At 28.7% G+C, this 16311-nt stretch carries 13 protein-coding genes; 3 read left to right on the plus strand and 10 right to left on the minus strand.

Annotated elements, in window-relative coordinates:
• Positions 1 to 233 precede the first annotated feature (233 nt).
• Positions 234 to 1841, minus strand: coding sequence for a 2-isopropylmalate synthase (locus tag J2127_RS02980; protein WP_209731986.1), 1608 nt, complete (start codon positions 1839 to 1841; stop codon positions 234 to 236).
• A 420-nt stretch (positions 1842 to 2261) separates the two neighbouring features.
• Between J2127_RS02980 and J2127_RS02985 the strand changes: the two genes are divergently transcribed.
• Positions 2262 to 3110: a PhoU domain-containing protein gene (locus J2127_RS02985; protein WP_209731988.1), complete on the plus strand. Its 849-nt coding sequence runs from the start codon at positions 2262 to 2264 to the stop codon at positions 3108 to 3110.
• 90 nt (positions 3111 to 3200) lie between these two features.
• Here J2127_RS02985 and J2127_RS02990 read toward each other — a convergent pair whose 3' ends face one another.
• From J2127_RS02990 to lysA, 4 genes are all read right to left on the minus strand, one after another.
• Positions 3201 to 3641: a UPF0146 family protein gene (locus tag J2127_RS02990; protein WP_209731990.1), complete on the minus strand. Its 441-nt coding sequence runs from the start codon at positions 3639 to 3641 to the stop codon at positions 3201 to 3203.
• Between the two features lie 77 nt (positions 3642 to 3718).
• Positions 3719 to 5167, minus strand: a complete 1449-nt coding sequence (locus J2127_RS02995; protein ID WP_209731991.1) for a YcaO-related McrA-glycine thioamidation protein — start codon at positions 5165 to 5167, stop codon at positions 3719 to 3721.
• 91 nt (positions 5168 to 5258) lie between these two features.
• Positions 5259 to 5561 (minus strand): DUF167 domain-containing protein, encoded by a 303-nt coding sequence (locus J2127_RS03000; protein WP_209732290.1) that lies wholly within the window; start codon positions 5559 to 5561, stop codon positions 5259 to 5261.
• Between the two features lie 234 nt (positions 5562 to 5795).
• Positions 5796 to 7088 (minus strand): diaminopimelate decarboxylase, encoded by a 1293-nt coding sequence (gene lysA, locus J2127_RS03005; protein WP_209732291.1) that lies wholly within the window; start codon positions 7086 to 7088, stop codon positions 5796 to 5798.
• Between the two features lie 330 nt (positions 7089 to 7418).
• Between lysA and J2127_RS03010 the strand changes: the two genes are divergently transcribed.
• The gene (locus J2127_RS03010; protein WP_209731993.1) at positions 7419 to 8015 is read left to right on the plus strand and encodes a MarR family transcriptional regulator; all 597 of its coding nucleotides are present in this window, start codon (positions 7419 to 7421) and stop codon (positions 8013 to 8015) included.
• Between the two features lie 73 nt (positions 8016 to 8088).
• Here J2127_RS03010 and J2127_RS03015 read toward each other — a convergent pair whose 3' ends face one another.
• From J2127_RS03015 to J2127_RS03030, 4 genes are all read right to left on the minus strand, one after another.
• Complete coding sequence (locus J2127_RS03015) at positions 8089 to 9099, minus strand: DUF1786 domain-containing protein (RefSeq protein ID WP_209731995.1); 1011 nt, start codon at positions 9097 to 9099, stop codon at positions 8089 to 8091.
• 211 nt (positions 9100 to 9310) lie between these two features.
• Positions 9311 to 10726, minus strand: coding sequence for a tRNA(Ile)(2)-agmatinylcytidine synthase (locus tag J2127_RS03020; protein ID WP_209731997.1), 1416 nt, complete (start codon positions 10724 to 10726; stop codon positions 9311 to 9313).
• Positions 10727 to 11144: 418 nt separating this feature from the next.
• On the minus strand, positions 11145 to 12497 hold the full coding sequence (gene glmU / locus J2127_RS03025; protein ID WP_209731998.1) for a bifunctional sugar-1-phosphate nucleotidylyltransferase/acetyltransferase: 1353 nt from the start codon (positions 12495 to 12497) through the stop codon (positions 11145 to 11147).
• Between the two features lie 180 nt (positions 12498 to 12677).
• Positions 12678 to 13277, minus strand: a complete 600-nt coding sequence (locus J2127_RS03030; protein ID WP_209732000.1) for an acyltransferase — start codon at positions 13275 to 13277, stop codon at positions 12678 to 12680.
• 207 nt (positions 13278 to 13484) lie between these two features.
• Here J2127_RS03030 and J2127_RS03035 point away from each other — a divergent pair, with 207 nt between their 5' ends.
• Positions 13485 to 14423 (plus strand): GDP-mannose 4,6-dehydratase, encoded by a 939-nt coding sequence (locus tag J2127_RS03035; RefSeq protein WP_209732292.1) that lies wholly within the window; start codon positions 13485 to 13487, stop codon positions 14421 to 14423.
• Between the two features lie 60 nt (positions 14424 to 14483).
• On the opposite strand, the gene J2127_RS03040 is transcribed toward J2127_RS03035, so the two are convergent.
• Positions 14484 to 16307 carry an asparagine synthase-related protein gene (locus J2127_RS03040; RefSeq protein WP_209732002.1) on the minus strand — a complete coding sequence of 608 codons (1824 nt, stop codon included), beginning with the start codon at positions 16305 to 16307 and terminating at the stop codon, positions 14484 to 14486.
• Positions 16308 to 16311 lie beyond the last annotated feature (4 nt).

The following is a 16311-nucleotide window of genomic DNA, read 5'->3' on the forward strand; positions in this document are numbered from 1 at the left end:
TCTTATTTTTCTACTCTAATTATCTCTAATTATCCCTAATTATTTTTTTACTTTTTATTTTATTTTATTTTATTTTACTATTCTTTATTTTTCGTATCTTATTTTACGAGTATTTATTAAATTATGATTATATAAAAATAGCTATTTAATTATTCTAAATTTAAAAATATGAACCAAAATTAACATAAATATGTAAAAATGAAAAAGTGAAATAAATTATATTTTGATAATGATTAATCGATGGTACTTTCATCTAGTAATCGATTAATACCTTCAATTACTGCTTCGACAGAGGCGTGAACCACGTCTTCACTGGTGGATTTTGCAGTCACTATCTTTTTATTATTCTCCAATTTGACGGTTACGTCAGCAACAGCGTCACTACCGCCCGTAGCTGCATTTATGGTATATTCGATAAGTTTTGCTTTTACAGTCTCGCCAACTACGGATTCAAGAGCTTTTAAAGAGGCGTCAACTGGTCCAATCCCCATTTGTGAGGATTTATACCGCTTACCTGCAATATTAACTGCTACACTTGCCGTAGGTATTACATTTATACCCGTTACAACTGCCAATTGCTCTAAATTTACTACACGTTTTGATTTAAGCACCTTAGATGTAACATCCTTTATAATTGCCCTTAAATCAGCATCTAGAACTAATTTTCCCTTATCCCCTAGTGCCTTTATTTTAACAACTATTTCTTCAAACTGTTCATTCGATAGGTTTTCACCCACAATTAAACCCATTTCTTCGAGTTTTAATTTTATAGAGTGTGTACCTGCGTGTTTTCCTAAAACCAATCTTCTTTTATTCCCGACCTTTTTCGGGTCAATTGGTTCATAAGTAAGTGCATTTTCAATTACACCGTGCGTATGTATCCCACTTTCATGTGCAAAGGCGTTTCTTCCTACTAATGGTTTATTTGGGGCTATTGATATGTTAGAATAATGGGAAACTAATTTTGAGATATCGTACAACAGTTCAGTTTTTATATTGGTATTTATGCCCATTTTTCCGTCTTCGTTATTGTATAAGAACTTTAAACTTGAAACAAGCTCTGCAAGATCTGTATTACCTGCTCTTTCACCTATTCCATTAATAGTACAGTGTACTTGTGATACTCCTTGTTCAAAAGCTGTCAATGAGTTAGCTACTGCTAAACCGAAGTCATTATGGCAATGTACGGATAAATTTGGCACTTTTAAATTATTATTTAGATTATTATTTAGATTATTATTTAAATTACTAGTTAAGTTTTTTATCAAATTTTCCATTTTTTTAGGGGTTAAAATACCCACGGTGTCTGGAATATCAATATAATCTGTTTTTGATAAAATTGCTTCGGTATATACTTCAGTTAAATAATCAAGCTCTGTCCGTGTAGCATCTTCTGCCGAAAACTCCACATTTAATCCGTGTTCCTTTGCATAAGTTATGGAATCGGAAACGATTTCCAATATTTGCTCTTTTGATTTTTTTAATTTGTATTCTCGATGTAATTGTGACGTTGCAATAAATAAATGAATATTATCTAAATCGCAATCTATAATGGCGTCAATATCCCCTTTTTGACATCTTGAAAGCCCACAAATTTTTGCATTTAAATTTAATTGCTTTATTTTCTTAACCGCTTCAAATTCGCCGTTTGAAGATATCGGAAATCCTGCTTCTATTACATCTACGCCTAATTCATCTAATTTACTAGCAATTTCTAATTTGGCATTTGTTGGGAAAGATACTTCCGGAGTTTGCTCTCCATCCCTTAGTGTAGTGTCAAAAATTTCCAAATTTCTTATGTTTTTATTTCTATTATTCTTTTTTAATCTGTTGTTGTTCATACATCTCACGAGATATCGTAATTAATCCATTTAATTATTATCTTAATTATTATCTTAATTATTATCTTAATTATTAATTTAGTTATTAACGTAATTATAACTTAAATTACAGTAAATCATTACTTTTTTATTTATGTTATATATTTGTTTATATATGTACCATTATGATAATACCAAATACCTTGTTCGATATAGTAATATACTTATAACAATTATAATTATATTCATTATTTATGAATAAATTTTAAATATAGGTATTTAGTTAAATATATACAATTAAATAGTAATTTAAAACTAAATAGTTACCAGTAATTGATACATCGATAAATCAATATAAAACTTAAATTTATAAAGTAAACTAAATAATTATATGTTCAGAAATTGTTATTTTGGCGTAATTATTTTATTTGTTGTGATAATATGATGAGAGGAAAGGATGCAACACTACACGCGATATTAAATACCATAATTGAAGATGAACCCGAAACTCAGGACGAAATTGCTGAAAAATTAGATGTCAGTAGACGATACGTTGCAAAACTTTTAAAACCCCTTATTGACGATAAGGTGGTAAAACACCCGTACGTATTAAATATTGATAAATTACAAGATTATGGAAAATATATCGAAGAAGAAAAGTTTTTTGGACAAATTATTAACTCATTGCACGAAATGGGTAATTGCGTAATGGAACATAACGCTAAAATAATAAATGCACTTAATACTAACGATATAGAAGAAGCCAAGTCAATTATAGTTATGGATTACATGTTAAATAGAATGGAAGATGAATTAAACCTAGTAATAAAGATGAAATACTCAAAATACTTAACAAATGAACAAATTTTACTTATAACGTCCATAGCTTCAAATATTGAACGATGCGGTGACTATTTATCTAACATTGCTGAAGAAATAGTTGATGGACTAGTTATTAGTGAAAATATTAAGCCAGATATCCACGAATTGCAAAAAACCATGACAAATATGTTTCCTATTGCCATGCAAATGGTGATTGACAGGGAAGTAAACATGGATATTTACGAGCAAGAAAAGAAATTACATAGAATTATCGACAAACTATTGGATAAAATAAGCAACCAAACTCCAGAAATTAGTAATATACTAAAATATATTGAATTTGGAATGTTTTTAAAAGACGTAGAAAGATTTGGCGATAGAAGTATTAAAATTTATGAATTAAGCAGGGAATTACATTATAATATCCCATCTAGTACCAAAATTCCGGAAAACGTTAGAAATGGATAAAAATTATTATTAGTATTATTATTAGTATTATTTTTATTTCTTAGTTCTTATTTTTTTATTTTATTTTTTATTTTATTTTAATGATATATGTTATAATTTGCAAAGTATTTTTCCATTATAATTTATGGCTTTTAAAGATTCTAATGGTGTTTCGTTAGATAATGGCTGTATAACAAGCTCACAGTTATTTAATTTTGCAATGTTATAGATATCATTCTGTAAATCACGCGGTGGCCGTACAGAATAGATTAAATCATATTCCCCATATAAGCCATGATTTGGATTAAAAAGGTCATCTTTGAAAGCATCTAAACCCAAATAATTTGCATTATCTACTGCTTTTTGATTAAAATCCATTACTGTAATGTTATAATTATTTTTCTTTAATTTTAGCGCCATTTCAAAGTAAAAACCTACACCTAATTCCAAAATTTGTAAATCAGGATTTTCCAAAAGATAATTTTCCAAAAGATAATTATATAAAGGTTTTACAAGATTAAATTTTTCTTCTTTAAACTCTTTTACAATCATTTAATCACTTTAATTTTAAATTTTAAATTTTATTTTCTATTTTTTACTTTTTATTTCATATATGATATATTATATAGTTATATAATTTTTCTCGTACCGAGTAAATTAGTTTTAATTCTTTCTTTTACATCTTTAGAGATTCTAGCATCATCTACCGCATAAACTTCCATTTTAGGTATAATTACCCGTACCACGTTTACATCATCGACAGTGGACTTGTTTAAATTCAATACAACAATTTTATCGAATCCATTATCTTTTAACATTGTTTTTACAGTTTCAATATCTGTTTTTAAGTCATAGCTTGCACAATTCTTTATTTCTGCGATATCTATTTCTTCTTTATGAGTAAACCATCTTCTCTGAATTCTCTTCATTCTGTCATATTCTACTTTACGGATTAAGTCGGCTCTTACAGTATCTTCCCTAGCACCGTGAATCTGGGTTGCCCTACTTTGTGCTACTTCAGTTAACGCTCTTATAACTGCTATTTCAGGGTCTAAATGGCAACCTACCCCCATACATAAAAGCGCAGGGTCTTTAAGCACATCTTCATCACTTATACATGCGACGGTAGGTATACCTACTTCACTTGTTAAATCTTTAATGATGACGTTTATTTTTGCTTTTCTGAATTTTAATAACATTTCATGGATAAGGGGATTTTTTGCATTTTGTAAATTTACTTTTCTGTAAGTATTTCTAGATAATTCCGAAATACTCCATGCGTCACGTTCTACTACTTCAAGTATTCCATGAAAAACTGCTTCTTCATAAGAATTACCAGACGCTAAACCGTTTGTATTACTTCTAAACAACCATTTGCCAGTATTTGCCTCGTAAGGATGAAAAACACTGTTAGCAGGTACGTCGACGTATTCATCGTTTATTATATCGTAACCTTCGACCCATTCAACCGCCGAAAGATTTAAATTTGAATTATTTAAACTAAGGTTATCATCTAACTTGTTATTGTCGTTATTATTGGTATTATCAACATTATCCATATTATTCTCATTAATATTTGAATTATCCATATTATTGGTATTATTAGGATTATTGGTATTATTGTTCAATTCTTTATGGATTATCAACATATTTAAATTTGGTATTATTAATTCTTTTAATTCTAAGGGATTTTTTGGAGTATTGGTTGATTTTAAAGGTGTATATTCATCCTGTTCAGCACAGTATCGCTCTATTGCTTCCATTGACGAAGAAACTTTTGCTTGTGTTTCAGTTGCCCCTTTACCTGCGTATACGCTTATGGCGCCCTCTTTAGCTTCTGGACGTATTGAAGAATAAACCGGTATACCTATACGGTCTAAACCATCAATCCTGGCTGTTCTAGTCACGCCAATTCTTTTTAAGATCGGTTCTACCTTTTCCATTGTTTCTTCAGGAGTACAAAGTCTATATGCTGCCAAAGTGTAGTTTATTTTGGTATTTTTATTATTTTTATTATTTTTAGTATTTTTAGTATTTTTAGTATTTTCTGAATTGGTATCTTTTTGCAAATTATCCATAATATCACATATCGCTAATTTAAAATTTAAAATTTAAAATTTAGCTAGTTTTCAAATTCCTACCATTTAATTGGTATTATATTGATAAAAATTATTCTTTTAAGTTTAATTTTATTAAAACGGTATTTTTGTCCAAATTTTTAAAAAACAATGTCTTTTGACTATTTGTAGAACCAGTAACTATTTCTACGTCTGTTTTTAAATTCAATTCTGATTTTATAAACTTGATAATGGCCTTATTTGCTTTACCTTCGATAGGTTGTTGTTTTATACGTATTTCCAACCTTTTACGCCATTCGTTTATTTTACCGATTTCATTAGTTCGAGCATTTGTAGTAACATCGATATTTACATAAGTGCCGTTATTGGCTTCTTTTACTACTTCGTTTAATATATTGGATTTAGATTTAGTTTCTTTTGATAATTTATTCATCTTATCGCGTTTAATGGATTTTAATTTAAATTGTTAAATTTCTAATATTGAATATTGAATATTGAGTAATGATTTATAAAAATACGGTATAAATTATCGAATATCTTGTATAAATTATTAATTATTTAAAATCTTAAAATTCCGTAAAAAAAGTAAATTTAAATAATGATGAATGAATTAATAAATTAAATATTTTTATAATAGGTGATTTGGTACGATATCTTTTGCAATTAAATCTGCTAAAGATTCTCTTTCACGTATTAAGCTAATTTCTTTTTCGTTGGTTAAAACCATAGCTGGTTTTCCTCTTGAATTGTAGTTGTTTGCCATACTTATACCGTAAGCCCCTACATCAAGTACTGCAACGTAATCGCCAACTTTTATTGTTGGAACGGTCCTGTCTTTTCCGAAAACGTCTGAACTTTCGCACAAACCGCCTGCAATATTTAAAACTTCCTCGGTTCCATCTCTGATTGTACAAGGTGTTATTTCGTGGTATGCCTCGTAGATTGCAGGTCTCATCATGTCATTCATACCTGCATCAATCATTATCCAGTTAGCAACTTTTGTTTCTTTTCGGTGGATTGTTTTTCCAACTAAAACACCCGCAGTTCCTACGATACTTCTACCTGGCTCTACGATTAAGTTTGGGAGTGCTATTTTGTCACTGTAACTTACGATTGTGTCGATTACAGCTTTTGCGAGGTCAGCTTGAACTGGAATTTCCGTATTTTTATCGTATGGAATACCTAAACCGCCACCGATGTTAAGGTCTCTTACTTCTATGCCTTCTTCTTTTAAAGTAACGATGAATTCCATTAATTTGTGTGCTTCTTCAACGAATGGGTCAATTTGAGTTAATTGTGAACCGATATGACAATGGATTCCTACAACTTTTACGTTTTCCATTTCTTCAGCCATTTTTATGGCTTTTAAAGCTGTTCCATCTTCGATATCTAATCCAAATTTATTTTTCTTTAAACCAGTTGAAATTTTAGGGTGGGTTTTAGGGTCAACGTTTGGATTTACTCTAAACGCTACGTTTGCTATTTTTCCCATTTCCTTTGCAGTTTCGTTTATAAGGATTAAGTCGCTTATACCATCTACGTTAAAAGCTCTAATATCAGCTTCTACGCCCATTTTTATTTCTTCAACTAATTTACAGTTTCCGTTAAATACTATTTTATTTGAAGGCACTTTGGATAATTTTGCAATATAGAGCTCTCCACCGCTTACTACGTCAGCTCCACAGCCTATTTTGTTTAAAAGTGTTGTTATTGCAAGATTTGTATTTGCTTTATATGCGAATGAGAATATTACTTCTTTTCCTGTTTCTTTGGTGTACCTATTGAATGATTGAGTGTATTTATCAAAATTACTTCTTATTTGAGTTTCACTCATTATGTACAAAGGAGTACCATACTTCTTTGCTATTTCTTCGATTTTATAGCCATCGATGTGTAATATGCCATCTTTTTTGGATATCATGTCATTTCCGAGAAAAATGTTTTCTTGTGAATTTTTTACCACGGTCTCACCATAAGTAGTTTTTAAAACATTTGCCTAGCAAGTATTTAAAGTTTTTGCAGTTTTATTTCCTGGTTTCGTATGGAGTCGGTTTATGCCGTATTTGTGATTTGATAGGATAAAGTATATAACATATGATAAACTAATTATATAATCTGTAATAAAAATTGAAAAATTAAATCGAAAAATTAAATTTATTGAAAGGAAATAAAAATATCAATTTGTTTAAATTATCTAAAATACTAAAAATTGTACTAATAGGTAACTAACAATACTAAATAGGCTGAAAATATGGTTTCTCAAGATAAAATATTAACTGAATTCTATAAAAACGACGGTATTCTGTCTACAAATGATTTAAAAGAATTAGTAGGCGTTTCGAAACATGAAACACTTAGAAATGTTTCAAAATCCATGAACACATTAATATCTAAAAAAATTGTTGGAAAAGTCCGAGGTCCAAAAAATACTTCAATATACTTTTTAATAGCCCCTTACGAGTTTATCATGGATGAATACGAAAAAAGTAAATTATTAGAAGATTTCTGTATGAATATCGTTCGAAAAGTTGCTTTGGAATATGATAATTGTAAAACTTTTGAAAAAAATGGAACCATCATTTTAAAATACGGTAATTCATATCAAATAAGAAATTATTTAAAAATTCTAAAATTGATTATGGATTACTTTAACAAGCCTATTAACTACATACTTCACGATAATTACCTATTAGTTACCAAAAATTTACACGTTGAAATTGATGTTTTTAACGTGGAATCATTAATTTCTGAAATGGATAAAACACTTGAAAAAAATAAAAAAGGATTAAATTTGCTCAATACCGAAGTAAAATACACATTTAATCGTAAAAAATCATATGAAGAATAATTTAAGTTCAAAATTAAAAAATAATGATAAAAAAATAATGATAAAATAATAAAATTAAAAAATTAAAAAATAACTATTTTATATTCAATTTATGATTTAAAGTATCCAAGAGACCTACACAACCGGTAATCATTACATCGCCACCCGAATAAGCATATTCTCCGTAATCTTTGAAAATACGCCTATTAGGTCCTGCAATATAAGTTTTAGCTAGGTTTATTGGTGCTAATGGACAAGCTCCATGACCCATGTCGTCAAAGACTTCTTCATTTGTTAACGTACAACTTTTAAGTTTTTCATTATAATCCAATAACTTTTCTTTGGTCAATAAATTAGTATGGTGCTCATACAATCCGTAAATAAGATTATTTTTAATAGAAACACCTAAAGTGTGACCATTTCCGATGTCTAATCCGATATATTCGTCTATTTTTTGCTCGTTTGCATAATTCATAATCCCGCATACGGATGCTATTTTACTATCCATTACAAAACCTTTGTAATTTTCGTTTTTTAATGAGTTTAGAATAACGTTAAATCTAGTAAAATAACCGGTTTTTTTCTCAAAATAAAAATCATAGGGATTTCTTGTTTCACTTAGTTTTTCCTTAAAGTATTTAAACCGTGTTACCCTATCGCTTTGTCCTTTTACAAAACCATGGTCTTGACAAGCTACACATACATGATCAGGTTCGAAATCGGTATTTATTGTATTAAATATGTTTTTATACATATAAAAATCTAAATCCTTTAAAATTACGTTTGGGTTTTCTATTTTATCCTTAATGATAATCCCTTTTGCCCTAACTTGGTCTAAATCATCCCTTATAGTTTGTGCACAATCTTCAGATATCTCTACAGTATAGCCTTGTTTAATTTTCTTTAAAATATAATAGCTTACGGCTCCACCACCCATTATTTCGCCGTCTATTCTTAAATTTTCCTTCATTTTGGAAATAGTACTACCCAATATTTGAGTAGGGGATGGCAATATTAATTTTACGGCATTTTCTATGTTCTTTTCATTATTATAATAGATTAAATCTTGGGTGCCGTTTCCAATGTCAATGCAAAAAATATCCATAATATCACATTATCGAGTTACTTGAAGTTACTTTTAAAATTTATTAAAAATGTTTTCTTATGAGAAATTATGTTAAATATGTTTTTTACCATATAAATAATATTATGTTTTGTAATCAACGTTAGTTACAAAAGCTAAAAAATAGTAAGTAGAATAAGTTATATTTAGTATTATTTTATTATTAATTTATTATTAATTTATTATTAATTTATTATCTTAATTTATTAGGCAAATAATTGATTAAACTTAATGGCATGCTTAAATGACGTCTTGCAGATGGTGGTACTTCATAAAATCCTTCCCTTAAATTCCTAACAATTTGTATCTTAGGGATTTCATCATATTTTAAACGTTTCCCACATTTGTTACATTTATAACCGCTAGATATACCTTTAGATTTTAATGTACCGCCACACTCACACTTTTTAACCTTTTCGTATATGTTATTGAGCTTTACAACGTTTATTTTTTCAATATTTAACTGATAAGGTTCTTCCCTTATTGTACCATAAACAGTTATTAAATCGCCGATTGCCAATTCCCTTATTATATGCCTAAATTTTTTGGTTGGCTCATAAGCCATACAGTTTATACTACCCGTGTTATCAGATAATTCAATTAAAACGTGTCCGCCACTTATTTCCTTAAATTCCTGAGTAACGCAACCTGATAAAATTGCACCGGTGTTTTCCTTAGCATCTGCAATATTCATTAGTCTTAAATGCTGGTCAGTACCTTGATTAGTCCTGAATATCATATATTTATCGATATTCTCACATTCTATGATATCTTTGGCTTTTAAAACTATTTCTTTTGAAATTCCACGTACACCATATAAAACTGGGCATTTCGTATTCGGAGCTATGATATTTTTATTATTGTCTACATTATTAAAAGTGTATGGATATGTTAGCTTATCCATTTCTACTACTGAACTATCTAGTACATAACGTTCAGTACCCCATTTATCCTTTTCTCGGTATGCTAAAAGTTCATATGTGTACGTTTGATTTTCTGCGAAATATGAGGATATTGAACCCAAAGAACCGATAATACCGAGTCCTTTTTTATATTTCACGTATTCAGCACCAACCTTTTTTATAATTGCTTCTGCTTCATCCAAGGTTACAATTTCAGTAAGTACTCTATTGTAATAATTTTTTAAAATTGCCTTTTTCTGCCTTGTTAATTTTGAATTTATTAATACAATTCCAGGATTTGTGGTTGAACAGTGAAAATCAGTGTATTTCTCAACAAGACTAGTAACTAGCGTTTTTACTTCCAAATATTCCGATTTAGACAATTTGTAACTTTCCTCATTTATTTCAGGATATAACTGTGATTTAATAGATCTAATAAGTTTAGGAGATTTAATAATCGTTTTTTCCGAAGTTTCCTCTTTTTGAGATTCAGTTTTAGATTCGTTGTCCGCTTCCTTTTTGCCAATGATTTTAAGGCAAACTCCCCCATTTCCGCGGGTTTTGTATTTTACCATGGGGTTCATTCTTATTAAACGAGGTTCTTCAAGTATATAACCCAATTTAAGTAGCTCTTCTACAATTAAAGTACCCACATATGTTGTACAGTACTTCTCCCTACTGTCCGTATCATCAATTCCGATATACATCAAATCACCAAGTAAAATAGAGTTTTAAAGGTTTAAAGTTTAAGTTTTAAGTTTTAAGTTTTAAGTTTTAAAATTCAAGGTTTAAAATTTAGATTTTATTTTAATAAGTATATTTTATCAATTTGTTTTAATGACCTATACTATACCATATTATGTTATCAAATATTATAATATATTGTTTACTATAATTTTGAATTTGGATTAAAATTAGTAACTTTTAAAATATTAGGCATTGTATTTAAAATCATTTTCTTAATTTATTTTATTATTTTTACTATTTTTTACTATTTTTATATATAATATATGCTAGTTATTGTGATAATGATAATATTAAATTCATATTATATATAGCTATATTATCTAATTATAGTACCGTTTAATCTTAAAAAAAAGTTAAAAAAATTAAAAAAAAGTAGGGTTATTTCTTCTTTTTTACGACTTCAATCTCTTGTTTTGTAAATACGATTGTATCGTTTTCCACATCTCTATCGATTATGGAATTTGCTCCAATCCAGGAATTACTACCTACTTTTACCCCCGGCATAAATGAGACCTGGATACCAGTTTTTACATTGTCACCCATTATAGTCCCCATTTTGCGCGTACTTATTGTCGGAACTCCCTTTATATTGACTTTAGGGGGTTTGTCATCAAACCTCAAATTTGCGGTAATGGTATTACATCCAAAGTTACAATTTTTGCCGACAATACTATCGCCTACGTAGGATAAATGAGGGATTTTGCTACCTTCCATAATTAGTGAGTTTTTAATTTCAGAAGAGTTTCCTGCATGCGTATTTTCCATGAGTACGGTGTAAGGTCTAATATGAGCCAAAGGTCCAATATCAGCACCTTTTTTTATTATTGTAGGCCCTTCAATAACAGTATTTGGTCTAATCACTGCCCCCTCTTCAATCACCACATTTCCAACAATTACAACGTTTTGTTGTATTTCCCCCTTAATATCTGATTTTATATGTGCTAAAAGCTCTTTATTAGCCTTTAATACATCCCAAGGTCTACCAATATCGTCCCAGTAACCTTTTATAGTTATTGCCTTGATTTGCTGTTTTTTGATTAATTCATCTATAGCATCAGGCAATTCAATTTCATTCCTAGAGGATGGTTTCAAATTTTTTAAAATATCGAAAACATCTTTTTTAAATCTATAAATACCTGCATTAACCAAATTTGAATTTAAAGAAGGTAATTCTTCTCTAGAAGGCTTTTCAACTATTTTTAAAATGTTATTTTTAGAATCAGTTACTATAACTCCAAAGTTTTCAGGATTGGAAACCTCCAAAGCTCCGATATAATTTTTAGAATTATCCATATCATTTTCCAAATTTTTATTCAAAAAGCCATCGAGGTTATCCTCAAATACAATATCCCCATTTATAACAAGAAAATCATTTAAATTTTCATAAGTTCCATTTTTGTCCAAATATTCTTTCAACATTAAAACTGCGTGACCAGTCCCTAACTGTTCAGTCTGTTCGATAAAATTTATGGCATAATCATTATAGTTATTATTTTGATTAAAATATTCAATTATTGCTTCTTTTTGATAACCGACGAGTATGTATATATTATCTACGAAATCCTTTACTTTGTCGACCAAATGTGCAACTATCGGTTTTCCTGCTATGGGTATCATAGGCTTAGGCGTATTATCCGTTAAAGGTCTTAAACGTGTCCCCTTACCTGCGCATAATATTAAAGCGTCTAAATTATTGGATATATTTTTTTCTTGATTTTCTTGTTTTGACATAATTTCCCTTATTCCTGTTATAGTTTTAGTCTTAATTTTTATTATAGCGTATATATCTTACTAAATCGTACTAAATCGTACTAAATAATTTAACATTACATATACCTATTATTTGAATTTTTATCTTTATTATATTTTTTATATCTATTTTATACCTATTTTATACCTATTTTATAGTTATTATAGCCCATTAGTAGGAGAATTAATCAATTCAAAATCTGATTTATTAAGTAATACAGTTTCCCCGCAAGAATCACAGTTTACAGCAACATAATCTGTCGTTTCTTCCATTATATTAGTTAAGTCCAGTTTTAATCCGCACTTACATACAAAACCTATTAATCTTGCAGGATTTCCCACAACTAATCCATAATCTGGCACATCTTTTGTTACAACACTTCCAGAACCGACCATTGCATATTTACCAATGGTATTGTTGCATATTATTGTTGCGTTTGCCCCAACACTGGCTCCTTCCTTTACAAGTGTTTTTTCTATTTTCCAATCGGTATTGAATGCCCTAGGATATAAATCATTTGTAAAAACCATGTGCGGACCTAAAAAAACGTTATCTTCGATTTCTACGCCTTGGTATATACTTATACCATTTTGAATTTTTACCCCGTTGCCAATTTTTACATTTACATCGATATAGCATCCTTTTCCAACATTACAGTTGTCACCTATTTCACTATCTTTCCTAACGTGACAAAAGTGCCATATATTTGTAGCATTACCTATTTTTGCGCCTTGTTCCACGATTGCTGTTTCATGAATCATATTCTCCCCATCCGTAAACTGATATTTTGCAATTTAATTTATTACTTTTTAATTTTTAAGTTTAATAAATAAAGTCAAATCCATAATTATTGAATAGAAAACCATTATAAAATTATTTATATAATCTTTTATATTATAAATACTAAATAAATATTCTAATTACAAATATAATTAATTTATTAATTTTGATTGGTGGATAAATTGGTAATGATAACAGGTGGTGCAGGATTTATTGGTAGCCATATTGTCGAGGAAATACTTAAAAATTGCCCCGAATGTGATGTATCAATTTTAGATAACTTAAGCTCTGGAAATATAAATAATTTAAAAGATTTGGAAAAATTAAGCGATAATAACACAAACAATTCAAAGGTAAATTTCATAAAAAATAGTATATTGGATGAAAATTTAGATAAAATATTTTCTGAAAAAGAATATAGTACTGTTTTTCACACTGCTGCCCAAATTAGTGTGGGTAATTCACTTAAAAATCCATTAAACGACGCAAATATAAATATTATGGGTATTTTAAACCTATTAGAAGCAATGCGAAAAAATGATATTACTAAAATAGTATTTTCATCATCCTGTGCAATTTATGGAAATCCACAATATTTACCAATAGACGAAAATCACCCCTTAAAAGCACTATCGCCATACGGACTAAGCAAAATAACTGGGGAAAATTATATTAAACTTTATAGCGAACTTTATGGGATTGATTACACGATATTACGATATGCTAATGTATATGGGGAAAGACAAGACCCTTATGGTGAAGCTGGCGTAATTAGTATATTTATAAATAATATATTAAACAGGCAAATCTCCAAGATTTACGGTAATGGAGAACAGACCCGAGACTTTATAAACGTTAAAGACGTTGCAAAAGCAAACTTAATGGCAACTAACTGGAAAAATCAGATTCTTAACGTAGGTACTGGCACTAAAACCACCATCAATGAATTATATACGATTATTTCCGATATTTTGGAATTTAAGGATTCTCCAGAATATTGTTCTGAACGAGACGGGGATATAATAGATAGTTACGTTAACATTGATAAAATTAAAAAGTTAGGTTGGAAACCGACCATTGATTTAAAAGAAGGTCTTAAAAATACCGTGGAAAGTTTTAAAAAATAGAAATGAGTTTATTTTTATTATTTATTATCTTTTATTATTTATTATCTTTTATTAGCTATTTTAATCATATTTAATACCATAATATTTTTCAATATATTTCATATGTTTATTCAAAAATCCATTTTGTAAATCGTTTTCTAAGAAAGTTCTAAACTCTTCTGAATTATAATACCAGTATGTAGCATCATAATATGTATCCATCTTTATTAATGGCTTTTCGAATTTATTATTGGCTAAATTAATCATTTTATTTTTAAAAGCTTCATAGTATTCACCAAATTTGCAAATTTGTGCAGGCTTGTAGCAATTAACACCCCAACCAGACTTATTTATCTTTGCGTATTTTGGAAATCTGTTTATCAAGTATTTTTTATACATGTGATGTTGTGTCTTTAAACTATCGTCAACTTTAATAGCGGTTTCAAACATCCCATATGCAAAGAACGGGTGTATGAACTCAGCAAAGCTTCTTGTAGCCAAACATCCATTTAAAACATGCCTATGAACTCTTGTTAAGAATTGAAAATGAATATATACGTCCAAATAATTTTCATAAGATATTTCATCCATGATGTTATTTATTTCATTTTCAACGATTTTTCTCAAATTTACTTCTTTAAAATCATTATATTTTTCTTTTAAGACTTTTTCTTTATAGATGCCCAAATTTTTCAAGATTAAATTAATACAGTCCTCTTTTGTTTTTATTTCAGGTATTAAATCTTTTAAATCTATTACTTGGCCACATATACTTATAAAATCAAAATTGCGCCTTGTATAAAATGTTCCGCCCAGTACTGCATCCCCTGCATAACCATTGTATAGGTATTGAACGTTATTTTTTACTGCCCAATCTTTAAAATCCAACAAATAATCACATTCAAAATTTTCAAATCCTTCGGTAATATTATAATACTCTTCAGCATTTCTTATAATATTGTCTTCAGTTAATTCATTAATCGTTAAATTATTGGTATTATTTGACAAATTTGCTATTTTGATTGCCAATTTTGTTTCAGCACTATTTTCATGACCCATATTTAATAAAAATGGTTTTATATTTAATTTTTCCATTTGTGCTAATATGTATCTTGAATCTAAACCGCCAGAAATCATAAGTCCTGTTTTTTTTGAATAATTATTCAGTAAAGTTTTTTGGGAGTTATCGAATATATTAAATAATTCAGTGAATTTTTCCTCATTCATTGACTCTTTTTTATATTTTTTCGTATAATCATAGGTATAATATCTTGAAAAGGATATATTGTTAGTTTTTAAGTCGATTGTTATTTTCCTACCTTGCTTTAGATACTTTATCTCTTTAAAAAACGTATAATCTCCAATAAAATAACCACAAGATGCAGATAAATATTTTCCGACATTATCTTCTGTTAAAGGCTTTTTAAGGGCTCTTAAACGTTCCAAAATTGGCTTCATCTTTGTTGCAATTATAAAGATATCCTCATCTTGATAGTAAAACATTGGCAACATTGCAAATATATCATTGTAGATATTTATAGAATTTTGATTTTTATCAATATTAACTATATTAAAAGCCCCATACTCAATATTTTCTGTATCTTCGGGGTTGAAACGTTTTTCCAAAGGCAATATCTCGCCATTTAAGATTGAAAGTTGAGTCGAGTTGTTATCATTATTGGTATTATTGGTATTATTGGTACCGTCACTATTAACTATAGAATCAGTTTTCCAATCAAAATCATAGAAAAATATAGAATAATCTTCCGTAATTTCTTCAAAAGAATTATGTGGAACGTAAAATTTAAAATTAGGAGCGTATTTTTTAAATTCATCCGTTCTTAATTTGTTTATGTTTATTTTTGAGTTTGTATTTTTATAATATTCAAGATATAATTCTGGCATAAAA

The sequence above is a fragment of the Methanococcus voltae genome, from assembly GCF_017875395.1.
GTDB lineage: Archaea > AGJL01 > Methanococci > Methanococcales > Methanococcaceae > Methanococcus > Methanococcus voltae_C.

Coding starts and splice junctions, on each gene's coding strand:
- J2127_RS03020 (WP_209731997.1), bottom strand. CDS start 10,726: ATGTATATCGGAATTGATGATACGGACAGTAGGGAGAAGTACTGTACA.
- glmU (WP_209731998.1), bottom strand. CDS start 12,497: ATGTCAAAACAAGAAAATCAAGAAAAAAATATATCCAATAATTTAGAC.
- J2127_RS03015 (WP_209731995.1), bottom strand. CDS start 9,099: ATGGATATTTTTTGCATTGACATTGGAAACGGCACCCAAGATTTAATC.
- J2127_RS02985 (WP_209731988.1), top strand. CDS start 2,262: ATGATGAGAGGAAAGGATGCAACACTACACGCGATATTAAATACCATA.
- J2127_RS02980 (WP_209731986.1), bottom strand. CDS start 1,841: ATGAACAACAACAGATTAAAAAAGAATAATAGAAATAAAAACATAAGA.
- J2127_RS03030 (WP_209732000.1), bottom strand. CDS start 13,277: ATGATTCATGAAACAGCAATCGTGGAACAAGGCGCAAAAATAGGTAAT.
- J2127_RS03010 (WP_209731993.1), top strand. CDS start 7,419: ATGGTTTCTCAAGATAAAATATTAACTGAATTCTATAAAAACGACGGT.
- lysA (WP_209732291.1), bottom strand. CDS start 7,088: ATGATATCCAAAAAAGATGGCATATTACACATCGATGGCTATAAAATC.
- J2127_RS02990 (WP_209731990.1), bottom strand. CDS start 3,641: ATGATTGTAAAAGAGTTTAAAGAAGAAAAATTTAATCTTGTAAAACCT.
- J2127_RS03040 (WP_209732002.1), bottom strand. CDS start 16,307: ATGCCAGAATTATATCTTGAATATTATAAAAATACAAACTCAAAAATA.
- J2127_RS03035 (WP_209732292.1), top strand. CDS start 13,485: ATGATAACAGGTGGTGCAGGATTTATTGGTAGCCATATTGTCGAGGAA.
- J2127_RS02995 (WP_209731991.1), bottom strand. CDS start 5,167: ATGGATAATTTGCAAAAAGATACCAATTCAGAAAATACTAAAAATACT.